The organism is Nocardia panacis (assembly GCF_003598715.1).
GTDB lineage: Bacteria > Actinomycetota > Actinomycetes > Mycobacteriales > Mycobacteriaceae > Nocardia > Nocardia panacis.
Genome location: NZ_QZFU01000016.1, coordinates 405,267 through 426,894, shown reverse-complemented (window position 1 = coordinate 426,894; position 21,628 = coordinate 405,267). Strand labels below are relative to the sequence as shown.

At 66.7% G+C, this 21,628-nt stretch carries 22 protein-coding genes and 1 pseudogene; 16 read left to right on the top strand and 7 right to left on the bottom strand.

What is annotated here, in order from left to right; translation table 11 throughout:
• The first annotated feature begins 445 nt into the window (after positions 1–445).
• From D5S18_RS10170 to lpdA, 5 genes are all read left to right on the top strand, one after another.
• Positions 446–1,000 carry a DUF3558 domain-containing protein gene (locus tag D5S18_RS10170; protein ID WP_120039555.1) on the top strand — a complete coding sequence of 185 codons (555 nt, stop codon included), beginning with the start codon at positions 446–448 and terminating at the stop codon, positions 998–1,000.
• A 38-nt stretch (positions 1,001–1,038) separates the two neighbouring features.
• Positions 1,039–1,470, top strand: a complete 432-nt coding sequence (locus D5S18_RS10165) for a hypothetical protein (RefSeq protein WP_120039554.1) — start codon at positions 1,039–1,041, stop codon at positions 1,468–1,470.
• A 30-nt stretch (positions 1,471–1,500) separates the two neighbouring features.
• The gene (locus D5S18_RS10160; RefSeq protein ID WP_147403918.1) at positions 1,501–2,697 is read left to right on the top strand and encodes a hypothetical protein; all 1,197 of its coding nucleotides are present in this window, start codon (positions 1,501–1,503) and stop codon (positions 2,695–2,697) included.
• Entirely contained in the window at positions 2,666–3,463 is a 798-nt protein-coding gene (locus D5S18_RS10155) for an ESX secretion-associated protein EspG (RefSeq protein WP_120039552.1), read from the top strand. Before D5S18_RS10160 ends, D5S18_RS10155 begins: the two co-directional genes overlap by 32 nt.
• Positions 3,464–3,529: 66 nt before the next feature.
• Entirely contained in the window at positions 3,530–4,930 is a 1,401-nt protein-coding gene (gene lpdA / locus D5S18_RS10150) for a dihydrolipoyl dehydrogenase (protein WP_120039551.1), read from the top strand.
• Between the two features lie 53 nt (positions 4,931–4,983).
• Here the strand turns inward: lpdA and D5S18_RS10145 are convergent, their stop codons facing one another.
• Both D5S18_RS10145 and D5S18_RS10140 read right to left on the bottom strand, forming a co-directional pair.
• Positions 4,984–6,114: a heparan-alpha-glucosaminide N-acetyltransferase domain-containing protein gene (locus D5S18_RS10145; protein ID WP_120039550.1), complete on the bottom strand. Its 1,131-nt coding sequence runs from the start codon at positions 6,112–6,114 to the stop codon at positions 4,984–4,986.
• 40 nt (positions 6,115–6,154) lie between these two features.
• Positions 6,155–6,565, bottom strand: a complete 411-nt coding sequence (locus D5S18_RS10140) for a winged helix-turn-helix transcriptional regulator (RefSeq protein WP_120039549.1) — start codon at positions 6,563–6,565, stop codon at positions 6,155–6,157.
• Positions 6,566–6,665: 100 nt separating this feature from the next.
• On the opposite strand from D5S18_RS10140, the gene D5S18_RS10135 reads away from it, so the two are divergent.
• Positions 6,666–7,520, top strand: a complete 855-nt coding sequence (locus tag D5S18_RS10135) for an SDR family oxidoreductase (protein WP_120039548.1) — start codon at positions 6,666–6,668, stop codon at positions 7,518–7,520.
• A gap of 187 nt (positions 7,521–7,707) precedes the next feature.
• Here the strand turns inward: D5S18_RS10135 and D5S18_RS10130 are convergent, their stop codons facing one another.
• On the bottom strand, positions 7,708–8,241 hold the full coding sequence (locus D5S18_RS10130) for a carboxymuconolactone decarboxylase family protein (protein ID WP_120040518.1): 534 nt from the start codon (positions 8,239–8,241) through the stop codon (positions 7,708–7,710).
• Between the two features lie 382 nt (positions 8,242–8,623).
• Here D5S18_RS10130 and D5S18_RS10125 point away from each other — a divergent pair, with 382 nt between their 5' ends.
• Entirely contained in the window at positions 8,624–9,511 is an 888-nt protein-coding gene (locus tag D5S18_RS10125) for an NERD domain-containing protein (RefSeq protein ID WP_120039547.1), read from the top strand.
• A gap of 58 nt (positions 9,512–9,569) precedes the next feature.
• On the opposite strand, the pseudogene D5S18_RS10120 reads toward D5S18_RS10125, so the two are convergent.
• Positions 9,570–9,903, bottom strand: a pseudogene (locus D5S18_RS10120) (transporter substrate-binding protein); the annotation flags it as partial.
• A gap of 372 nt (positions 9,904–10,275) precedes the next feature.
• Between D5S18_RS10120 and D5S18_RS10115 the strand changes: the two are divergent.
• Positions 10,276–12,105 (top strand): acyl-CoA dehydrogenase, encoded by a 1,830-nt coding sequence (locus D5S18_RS10115; protein WP_120039546.1) that lies wholly within the window; start codon positions 10,276–10,278, stop codon positions 12,103–12,105.
• An 18-nt stretch (positions 12,106–12,123) separates the two neighbouring features.
• Here the strand turns inward: D5S18_RS10115 and D5S18_RS10110 are convergent, their stop codons facing one another.
• Positions 12,124–13,008, bottom strand: coding sequence for a TetR/AcrR family transcriptional regulator (locus D5S18_RS10110; protein ID WP_120039545.1), 885 nt, complete (start codon positions 13,006–13,008; stop codon positions 12,124–12,126).
• 74 nt (positions 13,009–13,082) lie between these two features.
• Here D5S18_RS10110 and D5S18_RS10105 point away from each other — a divergent pair, with 74 nt between their 5' ends.
• From D5S18_RS10105 to D5S18_RS10095, 3 genes are all read left to right on the top strand, one after another.
• Entirely contained in the window at positions 13,083–14,306 is a 1,224-nt protein-coding gene (locus D5S18_RS10105) for an MFS transporter (RefSeq protein ID WP_120039544.1), read from the top strand.
• Between the two features lie 421 nt (positions 14,307–14,727).
• On the top strand, positions 14,728–15,024 hold the full coding sequence (locus tag D5S18_RS10100; protein WP_147403917.1) for a hypothetical protein: 297 nt from the start codon (positions 14,728–14,730) through the stop codon (positions 15,022–15,024).
• A 95-nt stretch (positions 15,025–15,119) separates the two neighbouring features.
• The gene (locus tag D5S18_RS10095) at positions 15,120–15,548 is read left to right on the top strand and encodes a DUF4254 domain-containing protein (protein ID WP_120040516.1); all 429 of its coding nucleotides are present in this window, start codon (positions 15,120–15,122) and stop codon (positions 15,546–15,548) included.
• Here D5S18_RS10095 and ramB read toward each other — a convergent pair whose 3' ends face one another.
• Positions 15,549–16,955 carry an acetate metabolism transcriptional regulator RamB gene (ramB, locus tag D5S18_RS10090; protein ID WP_120039542.1) on the bottom strand — a complete coding sequence of 469 codons (1,407 nt, stop codon included), beginning with the start codon at positions 16,953–16,955 and terminating at the stop codon, positions 15,549–15,551.
• A gap of 95 nt (positions 16,956–17,050) precedes the next feature.
• Between ramB and D5S18_RS10085 the strand changes: the two genes are divergently transcribed.
• From D5S18_RS10085 to D5S18_RS10065, 5 genes are all read left to right on the top strand, one after another.
• On the top strand, positions 17,051–18,574 hold the full coding sequence (locus tag D5S18_RS10085) for an ATP-dependent DNA ligase (protein ID WP_120039541.1): 1,524 nt from the start codon (positions 17,051–17,053) through the stop codon (positions 18,572–18,574).
• A gap of 106 nt (positions 18,575–18,680) precedes the next feature.
• On the top strand, positions 18,681–19,853 hold the full coding sequence (locus D5S18_RS10080; protein ID WP_120040514.1) for an inorganic phosphate transporter: 1,173 nt from the start codon (positions 18,681–18,683) through the stop codon (positions 19,851–19,853).
• 8 nt (positions 19,854–19,861) lie between these two features.
• Positions 19,862–20,116 (top strand): hypothetical protein, encoded by a 255-nt coding sequence (locus tag D5S18_RS10075; RefSeq protein WP_120039540.1) that lies wholly within the window; start codon positions 19,862–19,864, stop codon positions 20,114–20,116.
• Between the two features lie 10 nt (positions 20,117–20,126).
• Complete coding sequence (locus D5S18_RS10070; RefSeq protein WP_203236674.1) at positions 20,127–20,477, top strand: DUF3349 domain-containing protein; 351 nt, start codon at positions 20,127–20,129, stop codon at positions 20,475–20,477.
• 15 nt (positions 20,478–20,492) lie between these two features.
• Positions 20,493–20,777: a DUF3349 domain-containing protein gene (locus D5S18_RS10065; RefSeq protein ID WP_120039539.1), complete on the top strand. Its 285-nt coding sequence runs from the start codon at positions 20,493–20,495 to the stop codon at positions 20,775–20,777.
• A 7-nt stretch (positions 20,778–20,784) separates the two neighbouring features.
• On the opposite strand, the gene D5S18_RS10060 is transcribed toward D5S18_RS10065, so the two are convergent.
• Positions 20,785–21,615: a class II fructose-bisphosphate aldolase gene (locus D5S18_RS10060; RefSeq protein WP_120039538.1), complete on the bottom strand. Its 831-nt coding sequence runs from the start codon at positions 21,613–21,615 to the stop codon at positions 20,785–20,787.
• Positions 21,616–21,628: the final 13 nt, after the last annotated feature.

Here is a 21,628-nt window from a genome sequence, read left to right as displayed (position 1 = left end):
CCGGCTGCTCTGAACTTCTATTCGGAGCGGCCGGGTTTTCGTCCGCAAACGGGATGCTTCCCGAGCCGACAAACCGAACTGCCGGGACGATTCTGCGGCGATCTCGTCGGCACCGAATATGAAGGCTGGACACCCGACGGCGACCAGTTGTAGTTCGCGACTCGATGCCCGGTTGCGTCGACTATGGCGAAGCGGCTGGAACATGGACCGACAAGGTTGGCCGCACTTGTGGCGCAAGGCTACGTTCTGCGGAATCTGTTGGTGCCGTGGCGAATCGGGTGAGGTTGGGGACTCGCGCCCCTCGGTTGCGGCTCGGAGTGGCAGGGGGTGCCGGATCCTGGCGTGTTCCTTGTCGTCCGATCGTGGGCGGCGGTAAGGTCTGCGCATAGTATTCGGGGTCTACCTCCGGCCGAGTACCGATGCGGGGGCGCGTGAAGGGGTGTGGATGACTGGTAGGTCTAAAGCGGTGCGGGCCACTGTCTTTGCCGTTGCGGCGGTGGTTGTCGTCGCGGGGTGCAGTGACAGTGGGGGTTCCTCGTCCTCGGGGCCGGGTAAGGATCGGCCCGCCGTCGCAGCGGATGTTCCACAGGGGTTCGATCCGTGCAAGGACATCCCGGCGACTGTCATGGAATCGCTGAGTCTCGAACCAACCAGCCCGAAGGTATTCGACGGTAGTGGCGGCATCAAGTGGCGCGGCTGTGGCTGGGTGAAGCCGAGCGGCTATACCGTTGGGATTACCGCGACCAACCTCACGTTGGGCATGGTGCGCGCCAAGGGGTTCCCGGATACGCGTGATTTCACCATCGGCCTACGGTCGGCCGTATCAACCAGGCGGCCCGATGATAGCGAGGCGTGTTGGGTCAATGTGGATATGAAGGGCGGCACCTTGGAGTTTCTGCTCAACAATCCGCCCTATGCGAGCACGTCGAAAACTGATGCGTGTGAACTGGCCCGTGGGGTGGCTGAGAAGATAGCTCCCAGCATGCCCGCCAGCGCGTAAGTATCGGTATTCGACTCTGGAAGAGAGGAATTCGCGACATGGCCGACCAAGAGAAGCCTGGGCAGCTCGCGGGACTGATAGCCGAGGCCGCCGAGGGTAGATTGAATCTGCGGATGAGCCCGGAGGAGTTCGCGCGGATCGACCGCGAGTGCGCCCACTTTGTGGATCATGTGATTGCTGATGTGCAGAGTGAGATGAAATACGTCGCGGGCATCAACCTGTGGGGATTCGGCGATCATCCCGATTCGTTGCTCACTTCGGCGCCGGCCATGGCGGAACGCTTCCGCAAAAAGGCAATGGGTCAGGAAGACGGCAACAGCTTCGCTACGGTGCTGACGGAGAACGCGCATGCGGTCGAAGAGATTCGCCAACTCTTCGCAGCGATGCGCGACCGCTACATCGAACAGGATCGGCACTTCGCGGATCGCTTCCACACCGAAGCCGCCAGAATCGACAAACTGCCGAAGTGACTTCCAAGAGCTCTGGGAAGGGGGAGGACGATGCAAGGGACTGAACCGCCTCGGATTCCGAAGACCGAGAATCCGCCGTGGTATGACCGGGTGAAGTTGAAGGACGCTTTCGGATCGGTCGAGACCACCGAGGCGCACAATGCCGCTGCGGCTTTTCAGCGGGCGCAGCAGAAGTGGTCCGATGGTCTGCGGGAGTTTCAGCAGCGGATGATGAGTGCTGTCGCGGAGGCTTGGGAGGGGCAGGCGGCGGAGGCATCGAAGCGGGCGATCGTCCGCTATACGACCAGTGCCGACCAACTTTCGGGTGCGTTCAATACGCTCAACAGGCTTATCGGTGATGCCGCGCAGGCCTCGGTCGATACCAAGAAGGCCGTCGATACGATCGCGGACAACCCGCGCTGGTGGAATCCTGACGCGTGGCCATTCATGCGCAGCCGCTTCGAGAATGATCGCAACGAGCATATTTCGGCTGCGCAGGACAAGATGCGGGATGCGTATGTGGCGCGGTTCGCGACGGCGGATCATTCGGTGCCCGTGCTGCCGAAGCCGCAGAACTTGGCTGATCCGGCGGACATTCCGCTGACGGGTGGGCCGGGTCCAGGGGGTTCGCAGCCGCCAGGAGGAACGGGTTCGCATTCCGGTCAGCCGGGGCCGACAGCGGATGGCGCGGGGACTGCCGCGGATGGCGTTGGGAAGCAAGGGGATTCGTCGGGTAGCAAAGGCGAGATGCCTGCCGGATCGACCGCGACCAACCCCAGCCAGGCGCAAAGCCCTTCGGACACAACGAAGACCGCGCCGACCGGAACCGGTCAAACACCACAGAGTGCAACCGCCACGCAGCAGGCAACCTCGAACTCGCCGGCATCATCCGGTTCGGCCACACCCACGCCAGGGATACGGTCTGGCGGATCTCCCAGGACCACAACGGGTGTCGGCCCCGGCGCGCCGAATCGCACTCCTGCTCCGCGCGTGGCGACCGGTGTCCCGGTCCCTCCGCAGCCGCAATCCGGCAAACCGACCATGTCTCCCGTCGCGGCCCAAGCGAAGCCGGGTGGCGCGGGAGTTCCCGGCGGAATGGCTCCCGGCGCGGCCCAGGGCAAGGGTGAGGACGGCAAGGAACACAAGAGCCCCGACTATCTGAAGAATATGGACAACACGCGCGAACTGCTGGGTGAGGAACCCAGGACACTCCCCGATGGCGTGCTCGGCGGCGACCATGACCGGTGACGGCCTCGAATGGTCGTGGGAGCCGGATGATTTCGCCGCACTATGGCTGGATGACGGACGGGATAGGTTCCCGCGTCCACTGCATTTCCAGAGCCGCTTCCGGTTCGTTGAGGACTATCGTCGGCATGCGGCGCGGGTTCGCGCGAACTATTCGCGAGATGACCTGATGGACATCGTCCGAGCCTTCGAGGTCTTGCAAGCTTCGGATGTCCGCATCGAAATCGTCGGTGGCACAACGAAAACCAACGATGGAACGGCCCGTCGATACCGTGTTCTCGGTGTCCGCAACGAGGTTTCGGCCGCAGTGTTGTCGCAGACGTGCTCAGCCGAGGCGGACGGCCCGATCCGGTTGCGCCTGTGCCACCCGGATCATCTCCCGGCGCGCATAGTGCATCGCCTGCTTCCTGCGGAGCCAGGGCGAGAACCGCAGGCCGAATTCCATCGCCAGGACGTATTGGACGACCGCGACGCCCACTTCGACAATTCCCGTCGCACCCAATTGCGCGACAGTTATCGAAAACTCATCGGCCGTCCGTCGGATGGCGGCGGCAGTGCCGCGCTGTATCTGGGTCCGCTCCTGTCGCGCACCGATCCGCTGCACTTCGTGGAATGGCGCGATATCACCGACGACGGCCGCTACACCGAGTGGCAGACCATCGATCGCCTCCGTATCCGCCCCACCACCCCGAAGGACTTGACCGCTCAGTTCGCCGCATGGTTCGACAAGGCGCGCAGGCGTCTGGACGCGGACACCGAAGTGTGGTGAACCGGATATCACCACCAGGTGGGGGACGGGTGGTTGCGCGCGGGTGGGCGGCGTTAGGCTCGGGGCGTGACTTCCCACTACGACGTAGTCGTTCTCGGTGCCGGTCCCGGCGGTTACGTCGCCGCCATTCGGGCGGCGCAACTCGGTCTGCGGACCGCGATCGTGGAGCAGAAGTACTGGGGTGGGGTGTGCCTGAATGTGGGTTGCATCCCGTCCAAGGCGCTGCTGCGCAATGCCGAACTGGCGCATATCTTCACCAAGGAGGCCAAGACCTTCGGCATCTCCGGTGAGGTGAGCTTCGATTTCGGGGCCGCGTTCGATCGCAGCCGCAAGGTGGCGGATGGCCGGGTCAAGGGCGTCCACTTCCTGATGAAGAAGAACAAGATCGACGAGTTCGACGGCAAGGGCACCTTCGTCGACGCGAATACCCTCTCGGTCGCGCTGAACAACGGCGGCACCGAGACCATCACCTTCGCCAACGCGATCATCGCGGCGGGCACCGTCACCAAGCTGCTGCCGGGCACCTCGCGCAGCGCCAATGTGGTGACCTATGAGGAGCAGATCCTCACCCGCGACCTGCCGGGTTCGATCCTGATCGTCGGCGCGGGCGCGATCGGCATGGAGTTCGGCTACGTGCTGCGCAACTACGGTGTCGACGTGCGCATCGTGGAGTTCCTGGATCGCGCGCTGCCCAATGAGGACGTCGATGTCTCCAAGGAGATCACCAAGGCGTACAAGAAGCTGGGCATCACCATCAGCACCGGCGCGGCCGTGCAGTCCATCGAGGACGACGGCGCGAAGGTCACCGTCTCCATCAAGGACAACAAGTCCGGTGCGCTGGAGACCGTGACGGTGGACAAGGTGCTGCAGGCGGTCGGCTTCGCCCCGCGGGTCGAGGGCTACGGCCTGGAGAATACGGGTGTGGCGCTGGAGCGCGGCGCGATCGTCATCGACGATCTGATGCGCACCAATGTTCCGCATATCTACGCGATCGGCGATGTCACCGCCAAGCTGCAGCTGGCGCATGTGGCCGAGGCGCAGGGTGTGGTGGCTGCGGAGACCATCGCGGGCGCGCCCACGCTGCCGCTCGGCGACTACCGCATGATGCCGCGCGCCACCTTCTGTCAGCCGCAGGTCGCGAGCTTCGGTCTGACCGAGCAGCAGGCCCGCGACGAGGGCTACGACGTGAAGGTCGCCAGCTTCCCGTTCATGGCCAACGGTAAGGCGCACGGTTTGGGCGATCCGACCGGTTTCGTCAAGCTGATCTCCGACGCGAAATACGGTGAGCTGCTCGGCGGTCACCTGATCGGTCCGGACGTGTCGGAGTTGCTGCCGGAGCTGACCTTGGCCCAGAAGTGGGATCTGACGGTCAACGAGCTGACCCGCAATGTGCACACCCACCCGACCTTGAGCGAGGCCCTGCAGGAGGCCTTCCACGGTCTGGCCGGGCACATGATCAACTTCTGATCCGGTAGAAGGGTGGCGTCCGATCCGAAATGGATTGGACGCCACCCTTTTCGTTATGGCACGCGCACGGCGGCGTTGGTGATCCTGGTCATCAGTCGCTCCATCGGGCCGCGACCGAAGTGCCTGGTCCATACCCACGCGGCGATCACGGCTACGCCGATGGAGGCGAAGAAGAAGTTCGGCGTGCCCATCTCCGGATCCCAGATGGCCAGCGACACCACATGTCCGGTGTAGATGCTGAGCGGGATCAGGCCGATCGCGGTGAGCGGGGCCAGGATTCGGGTCAGCATCGGCGGGAGGTGTAGCAGCAGGCCGATTATGGCGGCGGCGACACCCGCGGAGCCGATGATCTCGAAGGTGGTGCCGGAATGGGGTTCGGCATTGAGCAGGAAATTGAATCCCAGCTGCGGTCGGGCCGCGCCCTGGTCCGTGGCTGCCGCGTCGAAGCGCTGCCACTGCTCCGCCGTCGGACCCCAGAAGTAGGTGGCCACCCAGGCGATGCTGTAGCCGAGGAATGCGGCGAGCGAACCCCAGCCGAGTAGCAGCCTGCGGGTGCGCATCGCGCTCAGGTCGCTGCGGCCGATGGCCAGGCCCAGCAGCAGGAACGACACCCAGAGGAAGGCCGGATAGGTTCCGGTGAAGGCGAGTTCGACGATGCCGCCGGTGCTCAGGGTCTCGGCGGGGAGCACGCCCGCGATAGCCCAAACGAGGGTGGGCATGACCACCGCCCACGCGATGGCGGCCATGATCAATCGCCGCGGTCGCCAGGTGAGGAACGGCACGGCCAGCACGAACAGGACCGCGTAGTACTCCAGGATGACCGCGACGCTGGTGGTGGTCGCCATGAGCAGTCCGCCGAGGGCGAACAGCAGGACCGCGCGCACGATGACCCGCAGTCGCGCGGTCAATAGGTCGGGGCCGGTGGGTGGCCGGGTGCGGCCGGTCATGAGTGCCAGCGAGGCGCCGCCGAGGACGGCGAACAGGATCGACGAGCGTCCCTGGGTAATGCCGTACCAGTGGGCGGGATCGGACCAGGTGAGTTCCGGAAAGTCCAGGGTGTGCACGGAGATCATGCCGATGACCGCGAGCCCCCTGGCGGTATCGAGCGCGGAGATCCGGCTGCGACCGGACGGGCGCGCGACGGGCACGGTCGGTGTGGGCGAACGACTTGTCACGACACTCATGGCGTCGAGAATGCCGTCCGGCGGGTTAAGGAATCGTGAGTCAGGCGCGGTGGTAGTCGGCTTGGGCTTCGCGCACCCGGTCCATATTCCGCTCGATCACCTGGACCAGGCCCTCGAGTTGCGCGGCGACCTGCGCGCCCAGTTCGGTCAGGGTGTATTCGACGTGGGGTGGGATGGTTTCGTGCACAGTGCGGTGCACCATGCCGTCGCGTTCCAACGCCTGGAGGGTCTGGGAGAGCATGCGCTCGCTCACGCCGTCTACCCGGCGGCGCAGTGCGCCGAATCGGTACGGACTCTCGCGCAGCGCGACCAGGGCGAGGATGCCCCAGCGGCCCGCCACATTCTGCAGGACCGGGCGCGAGGTGCAGTTCTTGGCGAAGACATCGGCCTCGAGCGTGGGATCCGACTCTGTCGACTCGTGTTCTGTCGACTCGCTCTGCCGGATACTCATGGTGTAGATGGTACCGAACTTGACGGCAGTAGTTACCGTAGGCATAGTGCTTACGAATAGTTAGTGCTATCGAGATCGTCACTACTCACGGAGGTAAGTCATGACAATCGCAGTCACCGGGGCAGGCGGCCACCTGGGTCGTCTCGTTGTCGAGGCGCTGTTGCGCGACGGAGTTACCGGCGTGATCGCTGTGGTTCGCGATCCGCGGAAAGTGGCCGACCTGGCCGCGCGCGGTGTCGAGATCCGCCAGGCCGACTATGGGGATGCCGCCGCGCTGGATCGTGCGCTGGCCGGGGTTGATCGCGTGCTGCTGATCTCCGGCAGCGAGATGGGTGCGCGCATCGCCCAGCACACCAATGTGATTCGCGCGGCCGAGCGCGCGGGCGTATCGCTGCTCGCCTACACCAGCATTCCGAAGGCGCTGGAGAATCCGCTGCTGCTCGCGCAGGAACACCGGGGCACCGAGGAGGTGCTGGCGAATTCGACCGTGCCGCACGCGATTCTGCGCAATAGCTGGTACTGGGAGAACTACACCGGCGGTCTGGCGCACGTGGTCGAGACGGGTGTACTCCCCGGTGCGGCCGGTTCGGGTCGAGTAGCGGGCGCGGCCCGCGCCGACTACGCCGATGCCGCCGCCAAAGTGCTCACCACCGAGGGGCATGCGGGTCGCGTTTACGAACTCGGCGGCGACGAGCGGCTGACCCACGCCGAGATCGCGGCGCAGATTTCCCGCGCCGCAGGCAAAGAGGTTCGCTACCAAGACCTTTCGCAGGCCGACTACCAGGCGGGTCTGCGGGCGGCGGGCATCCCCGACGGCTACGCCGAAGTCCTCGCCGACGCCGACTACCGAATTCGCACCGGCATCCTGGATGTGGACTCCGGTGATTTGCAGAAGCTGCTCGGTCGTCCGAGCACCCCGGCGGTCGAGGTCTTCCGCGCTGCGCTGGCCGAATAGGCGCAGTCGTCCAAAAACCCGCGCCTGGCTGCAGCGAAGGCGGAGGTACGCCGAATGGGCGCTGTCGGCGAAGGCCGTCCATAGACCTGCGCATGGCCGGAGCGAAGGCGGAGGTACGCCGAATGGGCGCTGTCGGCGAAGGCCGTCCATAGACCTGCGCATGGCCGGAGCGAAGGCGGAGGTACGCCTAAACCCCGTCGCGCTGGATCCGCAATGCGGTGATGGTGCAGGCCAGACCCTCGTATTGGTTTACTAGGAGCACGATTTCGATGAGTGTGCGCTCGTCGTAGTGGGTGGATAGTTCGGTCCAGGTGGCGTCATCGATATCGCGGGTCCGCACCAAAACGTCGACGGCCGCGAGCAAGGCGCGGTGGTTGGCCGACCAGTCGGGGGATTGCGGTCCCTGGCGCAGCCGGTCCAGGATTTCCGGTGTCACCCCGGCTCGGCGGCCGAGGCGGATGTGGTGGTCGGTTTCGTAGTCGCAGTCGCGCAGGTGGGCCACTCGGAGAATGACGAGTTCCGATTCGTGTCGGGGCAGGCGGCCACCCGGCATGAGTCGGCCGGAATAGTGCAGCCAGCCGCGGAACAGGCCGCCGGTGCGGCCCAGTGTGCTGAACAGGTGCGCGTCGGAGGTGCCCGCAGCGCGCGAAAGGATCTGCCATACAACCCAATTGACGGGGCCGAGCTCCCGGAGCCTGCCGGGGGAGATACGCGGTCGCAGCGCCGAAACCATGGACTATCCGCCTTTTCCTCGCCGTTGCGGGCGGCACCGCCGCCACAGGGTGAGCCTAGTAGGCGCAGCCGTCCACAATCCCGCGCATGGCCGCAGCGAAGGCGGAGGTACGCCTAGTTGGCGCTGCCGGCGGGGCCTTCCTTGAACTCGCGTATGGCCGCAGCGAATGCGGCGGTACATGTACCAGGGTGGGTGTGTCAGTGGACATTCCGTGGCATACCGGTCGGTTCGTCAGGGAATTGGGTGCGTCGGATCCGGTGTTTCGGGTAGCCCGTGTCGGGATACCAGGTCATTATCAGTACCGACGCGCGAACGAGGGATCGTTCGCGCCACAGGCGTCGGAATTCGGGTTCGGGTAGGGGTTTTCGGGATGCTCGTGCGGGTCAAGACCGGGGCGGAATTGTCCGGCGCGGAACAGGAATTCGTGGACTGTCTGCGCAAATATCCCACCCCCTCGCTGGCACTGGTCGAGCTACGGGTCGGGGATGCGCGCGGCAAGCGTCGGGTGAGCGCGGTGGTCTTCACCCCGCGCGGACTCACGGTGCTGCACGTACTCGGTTTCAAGCGCCGACAGAGCGGCATACTCACCATTTCGGGTGCGGGCGAATGGGTCATCAGCGATACGCCCGCCGACTTCGACGACACCCGCACCGGCAGCCCGTCCGATGAGCTGGAGCAGTCCGTCTTCGAGGTCCGCGGTGCGCTGGAGCGGGCGCTGCTGGATGCCGGAGATATCTGCGGCGCAGTGGTTTTGGTGCCATTGCGCGGTGTGGTGGTGCGCCCGGCCCGCACCAATCTGCGCCCCGGCCGCGACGTGGTCATCGGCAATGCCGCCGACCCCACCGATCTGCGCATCTACCTCGAAGGGTTCTCGGCGGGGCCGCGCAGTTGGACCGCGGATCGCGTCCTGTCCGCCTGTGCCGCCCTCGGTGTGGCGGAGGGCGCGCCGACCCGCGAGGATCTGATCGCCGACGGATTCGAGGAGGTGGTCCCCGAATCCCCGAGCACCATCGCCCGCGAAGTGGTTGCGCGCGAACCCGCGACTCCCGGCCCCGGCAGCAGCGGCCAGACCGCGGCGGCCTGGATCGTCGCCGCCATCGGTGTCATCGGGATGCTCATTATCGGCGGCGTCATCATCAACGCCTGGGTCACCAACCCGGCCCACCCGACGCCCACTCAAACAACCTCCGTGCGCCCCACCCCATCCCCGCCGCCCTACCGCCCGGTCGAATGCTGGCCGCTTCAAGCGGGGTGCTGAGCGAAACTCCCTGAGCGCCATCACGAATCACAGCGCTTTCCTACCGACTCCGCAAATTTTCGGCGAAGGTCTTGGGATCGGACGTGCCGTCCTCCAGCACCAGATCGATCTTCTTGCCCAGGACACCGCCCGCGGCATTGATCTGATCCACCGCCAGTTCGGTGGCATTGGCGACGGTGATCTCCGAGATGGCCATGGTGCCCGACAGCGAGTGCGGCGAGCCCACCCTGATGGTGTCGCGCCCGGTGTCGACGCAGGACCGCGCGGACGCCGGACGCGGCGTCATCCCTGGCTCCGCAGGCGCTCAGCAACAGTCCCGCGAGCGTGAGCGCCGTCGGCGCGAGCAGCGCCCGCCGCGGGCGCGGGCGCGGGATGGCACGGATTTCTGACATGGGGCAGCCCCGCCGAACTAGCTTTCGGGCGATTCGGCGGCGCGTGTGCGCCGCGACGAAATCCGCAGGCTTCCCCCGGTTGGGGGTTGTGCACCGGGCTGTATACGCCGCGGAGTTCGTGCTGCGAACGGTATCCGGAAGTTGTTGCACCGGAATGTCTCTCGATGACGAGTCGATTGCCGGTGTTTCCGGCGCGTGAACTTTGCCGGTTACCGCGGGGTGAACCTGTGTGATCCGATGTTCACCGACGCGCGAGCGCCTCGATTCGCCTACGGTTGCGTAGCGGGAACGCGGTGCGGCACGCTTCGTTTGTACGTCGTCAAGAGACCCTGTGTGGCGTCAAAAGCAGGGTCGTCGAGAGCAGGAGGACCCGTGGGTCACTACAGGGCGAACGTCCGGGATATCGAGTTCAACCTGTTCGAGGTGTTCGGACTGGACAAGCTCCTCGACACCGGCGCCTACGGTGATCTCGACTCCGAGACCGCGCACGCGATCCTGGGCGAGGTCAAGCGGCTGGCGGAGGGGCCGGTCGCGCAATCCTTCGCCGCCGCCGACCGCGACCCGGTGCGCTTCGATCCGGCCACCCACGAGATCACGGTGCCCGAACCGCTCGCGCGCACCGTCGCGGCCGTGCGCGAGTCCGGTTGGGCCGGTCTCGGCCTGCCCGAGGCAATGGGCGGCACACCCGCGCCCGCCGCACTGGTCTGGGCGGTCAACGAGATGATCACCTGCGCCAATCCGTCGGCGAGCTTCTTCGGAATGGGCGCGGTCATGGCCGCCGTCCTCTACGAGGTCGGCACCGAACAGCAGCGGCACTGGGCCACAGCGGGATTCGAGCGCGGTTGGCAGGGCACCATGGTGCTCACCGAACCCGACGCCGGTTCCGATGTCGGCGCGGGGCGCACCAAGGCGATCGAACAGGCCGACGGCACCTGGCATATCGAGGGCGTCAAGCGGTTCATCTCCGGGGCCGATGTCGGCGACACCGCCGAGAATGTCTTCCATTTGGTGCTCGCCCGTCCCGAGGGCGCGGGTCCCGGCACCAAGGGCCTGTCGCTGTTCTATGTGCCCAAATACCTTTTCGATTCGCAGACCCTCGAATTGGGGACCCGCAATGGCGTCTATGTCACCAATGTCGAACACAAGATGGGCCTGAAGTCCTCGCCCACCTGTGAACTCACCTTCGGTGGGCCGCAGGGTCCGGCGCAGGGTTGGTTGGTCGGCGAGGTGCACAACGGCATCGCGCAGATGTTCAAGGTGATCGAGAACGCGCGAATGATGGTGGGCGTCAAGTCCGCGGGCACGCTGTCCACCGGATACCTGAACGCTTTGGAGTACGCCAAGCAGCGCATCCAGGGCGCGGACCTGACCAGGATGGCGGACAAGGCCGCGCCCAGGGTCGCGATCACGCACCATCCGGATGTGCGGCGTTCGCTGGCCATGCAGAAGGCGTACGCCGAAGGTCTGCGCGCGATCTACCTCTACACCGCAGCCCATCAGAATGCCGATGTGGCGCAGTTGGTTTCGGGCGCCGATGCCGAATTGGCGCACCGGGTCGACGATCTGCTGCTGCCGATCGTGAAAGGCGTCGGCTCCGAGCGCGCCTACCAGTACCTGACGGAATCGCTGCAAACCCTCGGCGGGTCCGGATATCTCCAGGACTACCCGATCGAGCAGTACATTCGCGATGCGAAGATCGACTCGCTCTACGAGGGCACCACCGCCATCCAGGCGCAGGACTTCTTCTTCCGCAAGATCATTCGGGACAAGGGCGTGGCCATCGGCCATGTCACCGGGCGGATCGCGGCCTTCCTGCAGGCGCGGACGGGCCACTTCGAGGCCGAGCGGGAGCTGCTGGCCACCGCGCTCGCCGATGTCCAGGCCATGGCCGCTTCGCTCACCGGATATCTGATGGCGGGCCAACAGGATCCGACCGAGCTGTACAAGGTCGGGCTCGGTTCGGTGCGCTTGCTGCTCGCGGTGGGCGATCTGCTCATCGCCTGGCGGCTGCTGGCGCAGGCCGAGGTCGCCGCCGCGGCCCTGGCCGAGGGCGCGAGGGAGCAGGACCGGGCCTTCTATTCCGGCAAGGTCGCGGTGGCGAGCTTCTTCGCGAAGAATGTGCTGCCCGGACTGTCGGCGACCAAGGCGGTGCTGGCCGCACTCGACAACGACATCATGCGGTTGGACGAAGCCGCCTTCTGATCCGAACCGGCTCAGGTCCTAGTCGGCCAGCAGCTTGAGGACGACGGGTCGGGAGAGGGTGCCGGAGACCTGTCGGGCCAGTTGATTGGCGCCGGCCCCTTCGGCATTGGCCGCGCGCAATGCGTCGGCGAGTTGTTCGCGGGCCGCGTCGACGGCGAGCTGCGCGGTGCGCAGGCGTTCGGCGGCGCGGTCCACCGGATCGGTCAGCTCTTTGACCGGCGCAGGCTCCCCGGCCGGCTCGTCCGACGGAATATCCTGGCGCACCACCAGATCGGAGCTCGTCATGGCCGCTCTGGCGAATTTCGCCATGAAATCCCGCGTGGCCGTCTTGTCGGTGGCCGCCTCCGGCCCCAGTAGCATTCGAACCGTCTGCGGCACAGCGAGATTCCAGTTCGACAATCCGCACAGCGCGAGCAGCACGCGGCCGCCGTCTTCCTTGCTGACGCCGAATTGCGAACTGGCGCGCTCGAATTTGGCCTCGTAGTGGTGGGCGCGCCAGCCGTCGACATCGTGTGCGTCATCGCCCCGGTGCAGCGCCTCCCACAGCATCAATCGCATGAGTTGCGGATTGCTGTTGTGGTAGTCGAACAGTTTGGCCACATAGCGCCCCGGATCGGTCTCGGCCAGCGGATTGACGATGGCCATGAACTCCTGCAGCGTCTCGACGATGATGACGTCGAATAGCTTGTCCTTGCTGCCGAAAAGGCCGTAGATGCGTTCCTTGTTCACCCCGGCGGCCTCGGCGATGCGATCCACGCGCGCGCCCGCCAGGCCGTATTCGGCGAATTCGTCCCGCGCGGCGCGCAGCAGCGCCTGCCGCGTCGCGTCGCTGCGTTTGGTCGGCGCGTCGCCGGAGGCGGTGTCACCGCTGCTCGAGGTCGCGGCACTGCGACTTGTGGTCATGGAGTGGACTCTACCACCGTCTCAAACCAACTATTTGGTTGACAACGGATCGGCTCGACCGTAGCGTTCTCCGCATGGCATCGCCGACATTCCACGCTCCGGCCACGACGGTCCGGGTCGCCGCCACCGGCCTCTCGGCCCGCGCGCACACCGCGCGCACCCTGCCGGTCTTCGTCCTGTCCGCCCTCCTGGCCACCGGCCAGATGTACACACCGATTCCCCTGTTCAGCGCCATGCGCGCGGAGTGGAGCGCAGGCTCGGCCGCCATGACCTGGATCATCAGCGCCTTCGCCTTCGGCTACGCGGGCGGCTTCGTCCTGTTCGGCCCGCTCTCTGATCGCTTCGGGCACCGCCGCGTCCTGCTGACCGGCATGCTGGTCGCCGCAGTGGTCACCCTATTGACCGGTCTGGCCTTCGATGTGCCGGTGGCCATCGGGCTGCGCATCGCACAGGGGCTGGTGGTTGGATCCATCCCGCCCGCGATCATGGCCTACGTCGCCACCCGCATCGAACCCGCGCATCGCGCGGTCGTCACCATGTCGGTGGCCACGTCATTCCTGGCCGCCACGGTCATCGCGCAGATCGTCTCGCAGACGGTGGCCGCCGCCTTCCCGTGGCGCACCGTATTCCTCGGCTCCGCAGTGCTTTTCGCGGCACTGGCCTTCGCGCTGCGCGCGGTCATGCTCGACGACGCCCCGACCGGCGCGGACAAACCGCTGCGGCACAGCTACGCCGCCATCCCCGCCATACTGCGCATCCGGCCGCTACTACCCATGCTTGCGGCGGGCGCGCTGAGTATGGCGGTGATGGTCGGGGTCTACACCGGGATCGAATTGACCGGCCTGGTCAAGGGTTCGAGTGAACTGCTGACCTTGCGGGCGGGCGCACTGCCGGTCATGGTGGCGCTGCCGCTACTGGCCGTCCCGCTGTCGCGATTGTCGCTGCACGGACAGATCATGCTCGGCGTCGTCATCGCCGCCGCGGCGATGGTGGTGGCCACCTTCGAGGGCGCCCACTTGGCCGTGCTCACCGTATTGCTCGCGGTGCTGGTCGGCGGCCTCGGCACCATCGCCCCCGCGGTCCTGCAGAGCGCAGGGCGGTTCGGTGGCGAATCACGCGCCGCCGCGACGTCTGTCGCGATGTTCAGCTTCTATGTCGGTGCCACCGCCGGTCCGATCGTCGCCTCCGCCGCCGCACCGCACGGATTCTCGGTGCTGGCCTGGACCCTGGCCCTGCTGCTGGTGGCGGCGCTGGTGCTCACGTTCGTCGGGATCCGGCTCCGTCGCGGTGTCGAGTAGACGGTTGCGCGGCAGTGGAATTCGAGGGGTGGTGCGGGATCGCACCGCCCCTCGCCGCGTACCGTGACGATTCGAATCGGGTAGCTCTCGGGCACGCGGGCGCGGGTCGTCGACCCGACCTGCGGCGATTCGGCGAATTCGTCACCAATCTCCCGAACCGCCCCTGGCGGCACCCCTGGATGCCGACGCCACCTACGAAGGTCGGCTGCCGGACGGGTGCGTTGCGGGGCGCGAACCGTCGGTCGGCTGGTTCGGGAAAAGTACTGCGTGCGAGTCATTTCGGGTCGATCGCTCGCCATTTGCGAACCGTCCGTCGGTACACTTGACGACCTCGGCGAGCCAACCTACTGTGCGTGTGCATCAAACAGGCGGGGGCTTTTCGGCCAGTCCCGCACGGCGGGATGGCAGGGGGTTGGCGAATATGGCGGTGCACGTTGTCGATCGGGTCTGGCTGACGGGCGATCACACGAATCACCAGGCCCGGCGGGTCGGCGACGACCGCTGGGTGGTGTCCTACCTGCGCGGGCGCGCCTTCAGCACCGAACAGGCCGCCGCCGCCATCCAAGCCGCCGATGCCGCGCAGTGGCTGGCCGAACTCGCCGAGCGGGTGGGGCTCACCGCGCTGGAGGTTCTCGGGTTGATCGCGCTCGAACATCCGTGGGACAGCGGCCCCGGCCGTCGTCGCCCGAATCGACGCTCGGGCCGGAACCGAAGTTGAAACGGGCCGAAATCTCCTATCCCCGAGTCGAATTCGCAGATCCCACCCACCTTCCGCCGCGCCGCCACCATCCGCCCAACCAGAGGGGTTATCCCATGGAACTGCCGACCAAGGAACAGGTGCTCGACGCCGTGCGTATCGCGCCGCGCGGCGGCCACCCCGTTCTCGACTCCGCGTATCTGCTCGCGGGCCTGCACAAGCATCGCCCGCACGCCAAAACCGTTGCCGTCGTGGCGATCGACACCCACCGCACCCGCATCGTGCACGATATCGACCGGTGGGTCGCGGTCGAACTGCCGCTGCCGCCCGGCGGCGCGCATATGCACACCGAGAGCGTCGGCACGGTGGTGGACCGCCTGGCCGAATATTCCGTCGCCGCCCACGCCGCCCTCTACACCGAGCCCGAATGGGCGATCCACGCCGCCTGGGACCGACTGGCCCAATTGGCCATCGGCTACGAGGATTTGGTGCACGAGGTGAGCGCGGGTCTGCGCAGGTTGCCGAGCTACGAGTTCGTGTACTAGCTACTTCAGCACGTATGGGGAGACGGAGCTGCGGTGCTCACTGATATCGAGTGTCTTGCCCAGCGGCGGGAAGGCGCGCTGCGGGCAGTTGGCGCGCTCGCAGACTCGGCAGCCCGCGCCGATGAGGGTGGGTTTGACCTCGTCGAGGTCGAACCCGTCGGCGTAGACCACCCGCCCCGCGTGCCGCAGTTCGCAACCGAGACCGATGGCGAACATCTTGCTCGGCTGGCCGTAGCGGATGGCGCGCCGCTCGACGGTGCGCGCCACCCACAGGTATTTGCGACCGTCGGGCATCTGCGCGATCTGGGTCATGATCTTGCCCGGATAGGCGAAGGTCTCGTACACATTCCACAGCGGACAGGTGCCGCCGCTGGAGGAGAAGTGGAATCCGGTGGCGGACTGGCGTTTCGACATATTGCCCGCGCGGTCCACCCGCACGAACGAGAACGGCACCCCGCGAAGTTTGGGCCGCTGCAGAGTGGAAAGCCGATGGCAGATGGTCTCGTAGCTCTGGGTGAACAGGGCCGAGAGCCGTTCGATGTCGTAGTGGAAATCCTCGGCCACTTCGTGGAAGTGCGTGTAGGGCAGCACAGTCGCCGCCGCGAAGTAGTTGGCCAGGCCGAGCATGGCCAGTTTGCGGGTGTCCTCGGAGGCGAAATTGCCCTCCTCGACCAGCTTCTCGAGCAGATCGCCGCATTCGAAGTAGGCCAGTTCGGCGGCGAGTTTGAAGGTGCGCTGGCCGCCGGACAGGTGCGGGGCGATCTCGAGCTGCCTGGTCTGCGGTTCGTAGCGGTGCAGCACGCCATTGCCGAGGTCGATGCGTTCGACGATGCGCACATCGTGCGCGCGCAGCCTGCGCGCGATCTCGCTGTGCACATCGCCGCCGTGGAAGCGGATGCGTGCGGTCAATTCCTCTGCGGCGGTGTCCAATTCGTGGATGTAGTTCTGCCGCTGGTAGAAGTAGTCGCGCACCTCCTCGTGCGGTTTGCTGATGGCGGCGCTGCCGGAGCCGTCGGCGAAGCGGTCCTCGGTGGCCGCGGCCAACTGGGCGGAGGTGTTGCGGTAGCGCCGGTGCATACTCACCATGGCGCGCGCCATGCTGGGGTGGGCGGAGACCATATCGGCGATCTCCTGGGTGTCGGCCTCGATGCCCAATTCCTGATCGAGCACCACTTCCTGGAGTTCGGCGATGAGCCGGGTGTCGTCCTGGGAGGAGAAGAAGGTGGCGTCCACACCGAAGACTTCGCTGATGCGCAGCAGCACCGGTACGGTGAGCGGGCGCACGTCGTGTTCGATCTGGTTGAGGTAGCTGGCCGAGATCTCCAGCTTTTGGGCCAGCGAGACCTGGCTCAGCCCCCGCTCGGTGCGCAACTGTCGCAGCCGCGCGCCGACATATGTCTTGGCCATTCGTCCAGTTTATGGGGATTTCGCATTCCTGCCAATGTCGAATTAGCAGGTGGGATCCCCGCGGGGTGTCACAGGGGCGCGATACCGTCTAGTTCGTGCTGTTCACCGCCGTCGTCTCCGCCTCGGAAGCCGTGCGGGCCACCAGGTCGCGCAAGGCGAAGACGGCCGCGCTCGCCGAGCTGATCGGCGCTGCCGCGGTCGACGAGGTGCCTGCCGTCGTGGCGTGGGTGTCCGGCGAGTTGTTGCAGGGCCGCATCGGCGCGGGCTGGCGCACCGTGACCGGACTCGACGGTGCGCCCGCCGAGGTGGCGGCATTGACGGTCGCGCGGGTCGACGCCGTGCTCACCGAACTGGCCGGGCTCTCCGGAGCCGGCTCGGCCACGCGCCGCAAGGAAGTCCTCGGCGCGCTGTGGCAGGCGGCCACCAAAGCCGAGCAGGAATTCCTGTTGCGCCTGCTGATGGGCGAACTGCGGCAGGGCGCGCTCGCCGCGCTGGTGGCCGAGGCCCTCGCGCAGGCCGCCGCGGTCCCGGTGGACCTGGTGCGTCGCGCCTACATGCTCTCGGGTCAGTTGCCGATCACCGCGGCGGCGGCCATGCGGGGCGGTGCGGCGGAGCTGGCGCGGTTCCGGCTCACGGTGGGTCGCCCGATCCAGCCCATGCTGGCCTCCCCTGGCGCGTCGCTCGAGGAGGCGCTCGCCGAGTTGGACGGCGCGGTGAGCGTCGAGTTGAAGATGGATGGCGCGCGAATCCAGGTGCATCGCTGCGGATCTCGGGTCTGGGTATTCACCAGGACGCTGCGCGATATCACCTCGGGCGTGCCCGAACTGGTCGAATTGGTCGCCGGCCTGGATTGCGAGAGCGTCGTCCTCGATGGAGAAACGCTGGCGCTCAACGACTCCGGTCGTCCGCGCCCCTTCCAGGAGACCATGAGCCGCTTCGCGGATGTAAGCAACACCCGCGAATTGCTCCTGCACCCTTACTTTTTCGACTGCCTACACCTGGACGGCGCCGATCTGCTCGACGCGCCGCTTTCCGAGCGGCGCCGCGCGCTGACCAAGGTCGCGGCCGCGCACACCATGCCCGCGCTGCTCGAACCCGATGCCGAGACCGCCGCCGAATATTTCGACGGCGCCCTCGAGGCCGGACACGAGGGTGTCATGATCAAATCGCTCACCGCGCCCTACGCGGCGGGCCGCCGCGGCCGCTCCTGGCAGAAGATCAAACCGACCCACACCCTGGATCTGCTGGTGCTCGGCGCGGAATGGGGATACGGCCGCCGCACCGGGTACCTGTCGAATCTGCATCTGGGCGCGCGCGATCCGGAGACGGGCGAGCCGGTCATGGTCGGCAAGACCTTCAAGGGTCTCACCGACGCACTGCTGCAGTGGCAGACCGCCGAATTCCCGCGCCACGAACGCGGTCGCGACGAGTACACGGTGTACCTGCGTCCGGAACTGGTGGTGGAGATCGCGCTGGACGGTGTGCAAGCGAGCCCGCGCTATCCGGGCGGTGTCGCGCTGCGCTTCGCCAGGGTGGTGCGCTACCGGCCGGACAAGGATCCCGCCGCAGCCGACACCATCGGCGCGGTGCGCGCCCTGCTCCCGGAAGGTCTGCGCTGAACAGTGCCGCGCGGTCGATAAATCTTCACGCTAGCGCATCGTCGCGGCCACCCAGCATTGGGCAACCGTTTGGCAATCGATGCGGGCGGTATCGCACACTATGGGGGTGACCGGTGAACTACTTGTTCTATTGATCGTCATCATCACGGCACTCGCATTCGATTTCACGAATGGTTTCCACGACACCGCCAATGCGATGGCCACCTCCATCGCCACCGGCGCGCTGCGGCCCAAGATCGCCGTCGCGCTCTCGGCCGCGCTCAACCTGCTGGGGGCGTTCCTGTCGGTCGCCGTCGCCGCCACCGTGGCCAAGGGCATCGTCCGACTCGATGCCGTGCACGGGCACGACCTGCTCATCATCGTGTTCGCCGGATTGGTCGGCGGGATTCTGTGGAACCTGTTGACCTGGCTGTTCGGTCTGCCGTCGAGTTCCTCGCACGCGCTGTTCGGCGGGTTGATCGGGGCCACCATCGCCGCGCTCGGCTTCAACGGGGTGATCTGGGCATCCGGCGCCGACGGCGTGGTCACCAAGATCATCCTGCCCGCCGTGCTGGCGCCGGTGGTCGCCGCCGCGGTCTCGGCCATCGGGACATGGGCGGTCTACCGGATCACCAGGGGGATCGACCAGCAGCGGGTCAGCGCGGGATTCCGTTGGGGGCAGATCGGTTCGGCCGCATTGGTCTCGCTGGCCCACGGCACCAACGACGCGCAGAAGACCATGGGCGTGATCTTCCTCGCGCTGGTCGCGCACGGCACCCTGGGGCAGAACGACGATATGCCGCTGTGGGTCATGGCGGCCTGCGCCTGCGCCATCGCCCTGGGCACCTACCTCGGCGGCTGGCGCATCATCCGCACCCTCGGCAAGGGCCTGGTGGAGATCGATTCACCGCAGGGCTTGGCCGCCGAATCCGCATCGGCGGCCATCATTCTCAGCTCCGCGCACTTCGGCCTGCCGCTGTCCACCACGCAGACCGCGACCGGCTCGATCCTCGGCACCGGCCTGGGCAAGCACGCGGAGGTGCGCTGGGGCGTCATGGGGCGGATGGTGGTGGCCTGGGGGCTGACCCTGCCGCTGGCCGGGGTCGCGGGCGCGATCTGCTGGGCCATCGCGCACCTGCTCGGCGGTCTGCTCGGCGTGCTGGTGGTGTTCGCCCTACTGGTGGCGCTGTCGACACTGATCTACCTGCGGTCGCGGCGGGACGCGGTGACCGGCGACAATGTCAACGAGTGGCCCGGTGGCGGCACGCAAGCCGCCAATGCCGCGCCCGCGCAGATTTAGGAGGCGGCGTGCACACCTTGATCACGAACCTCAGCGAGCTGTGGAAGGTGCTGCTGGCCGCGCTCGTACTGGGCGCCGGGCTGCCGAGCGTCTTCGCGCTCGGAGTGCGACTCTATTCCGGGGAGCGGCGCGGCTATCCGGCGCTGGCCGGCGCGATGCTGTGCTTCGCCATGGTGCTGTTGGCCATCGCCGTCGGCATTCTGTACACCGCCAAGGCATTCATCGCCACGCACTTCGGCATCCATCTTTTCGGACAGGCGTGAGGGGACCGAGTTGACCGAGCAGCTTCCGCAATCCCCCCAACCCGCACCGCAGCCGAGGCCGGGTGTGCTCGGTCGGGTCATCGGCTGGTTGCGCGCCGGGTATCCGCAGGGCGTGCCGCAAGCCGACTACGTCGCGCTGTTCGCGGTGCTGCACCGGCATCTCACCGACTACGAGGTGGTCACCATCGCCGAGGAGTTGGTGCGCGAGCGGGAGGGTCGTCACATCGCCCATACCGAGATCGAATCCGCCATCGCCCGCGTAGCCAAGGAACACCCCGGCGAGCAGGATGTGGCGCGCGTCGCCTCCCATCTGGCGGCGGGCGGTTGGCCGCTGGCCGCGCCCCTGCCCGAATCCGACTGACCCGGAGGCTTTCCCATGCCGCCCTTCCTGAACGCCATCATCGAATGGCTGCGGGCCGGATACCCGGAGGGCATCCCGGAATCCGATTACATCCCCCTCTTGGCCTTGCTGCGCCGCCGCCTCTCCGACGACGAGGTCCGCCAGATCGCCGAGGAACTGCTCACCACCGCCCCGCACCCCGTCGACCGCACCGACATCCAGGTGATGATCACCAGAATCACCAACGAACTCCCCGCCGAATCCGATATCGCCCGCGTCCGCGTGCGCCTGGACGAACACACGTGGCCGAGTCAGGACTAATTCGGATCTACCGCTGCGGTGCGGCGAGCAGCTCGAGGAAGCGGGCCACCTCGGCCCGCACCGCGGCGCGGGCCGGGCCGAGATATTTGCGCGGGTCGGCGATCTCGTCGCCGAGGGTGTCCCGAATCGCCTGCGACATCAGCACATTGAGTCGGGTCGCGATATTGATCTTGCTCATGCCGTGTGCGACGGCCGCGCGCAGACCCGCGTCGGGCACACCGGAGGATCCGTGCAGCACCAGCGGCACCGGGACCTTCGCGGCGAGCCGGGCGATGAGCTCATTGTCGAGTTCGGCGGTGCGATCGCGCATGGCGTGCGAGGACCCCACCGCCACCGCGAGGGCGTCGACGCCCGTATCGGTGACGAAGGCGACGGCCTCATCCGGATCGGTGCGCACACCCGGCGCGTGCGCGCCGTCCTTGCCCCCGACCTCCCCGAGCTCGGCCTCGACGAACACCCCTCTGGCATGGCACCAGCGGGCGATATCGGCCGTGGCGGCCACATTCACGATGTAGTCCATGGTCGAGCCGTCGAACATGATCGAGCCGATGCCGAGTTGCACCGCGGCGCGGACAAGTTCGGCATCGGTGGCGTGGTCGAGATGAACCGCGACCGGCGCGGTGGAGTCGGCCGCGATGCGCAGGCAGGCCAGCGCGAGCGGGGCCAGTGCGCCGTGATAGCGCACCGTATTCTCCGAAAGTTGCAGCACCACGGGGCGTTCCACCGATTCGGCGGCGGCAGCGATGGCTTCGGCATGCTCCAGGGTGATCACATTGAACGCGCCGAGACCACCGGGTCTCGCGGCGGCGAGCAGTTCGGGGATGGGTGTCAACGGCACGGTGCGAACTCCT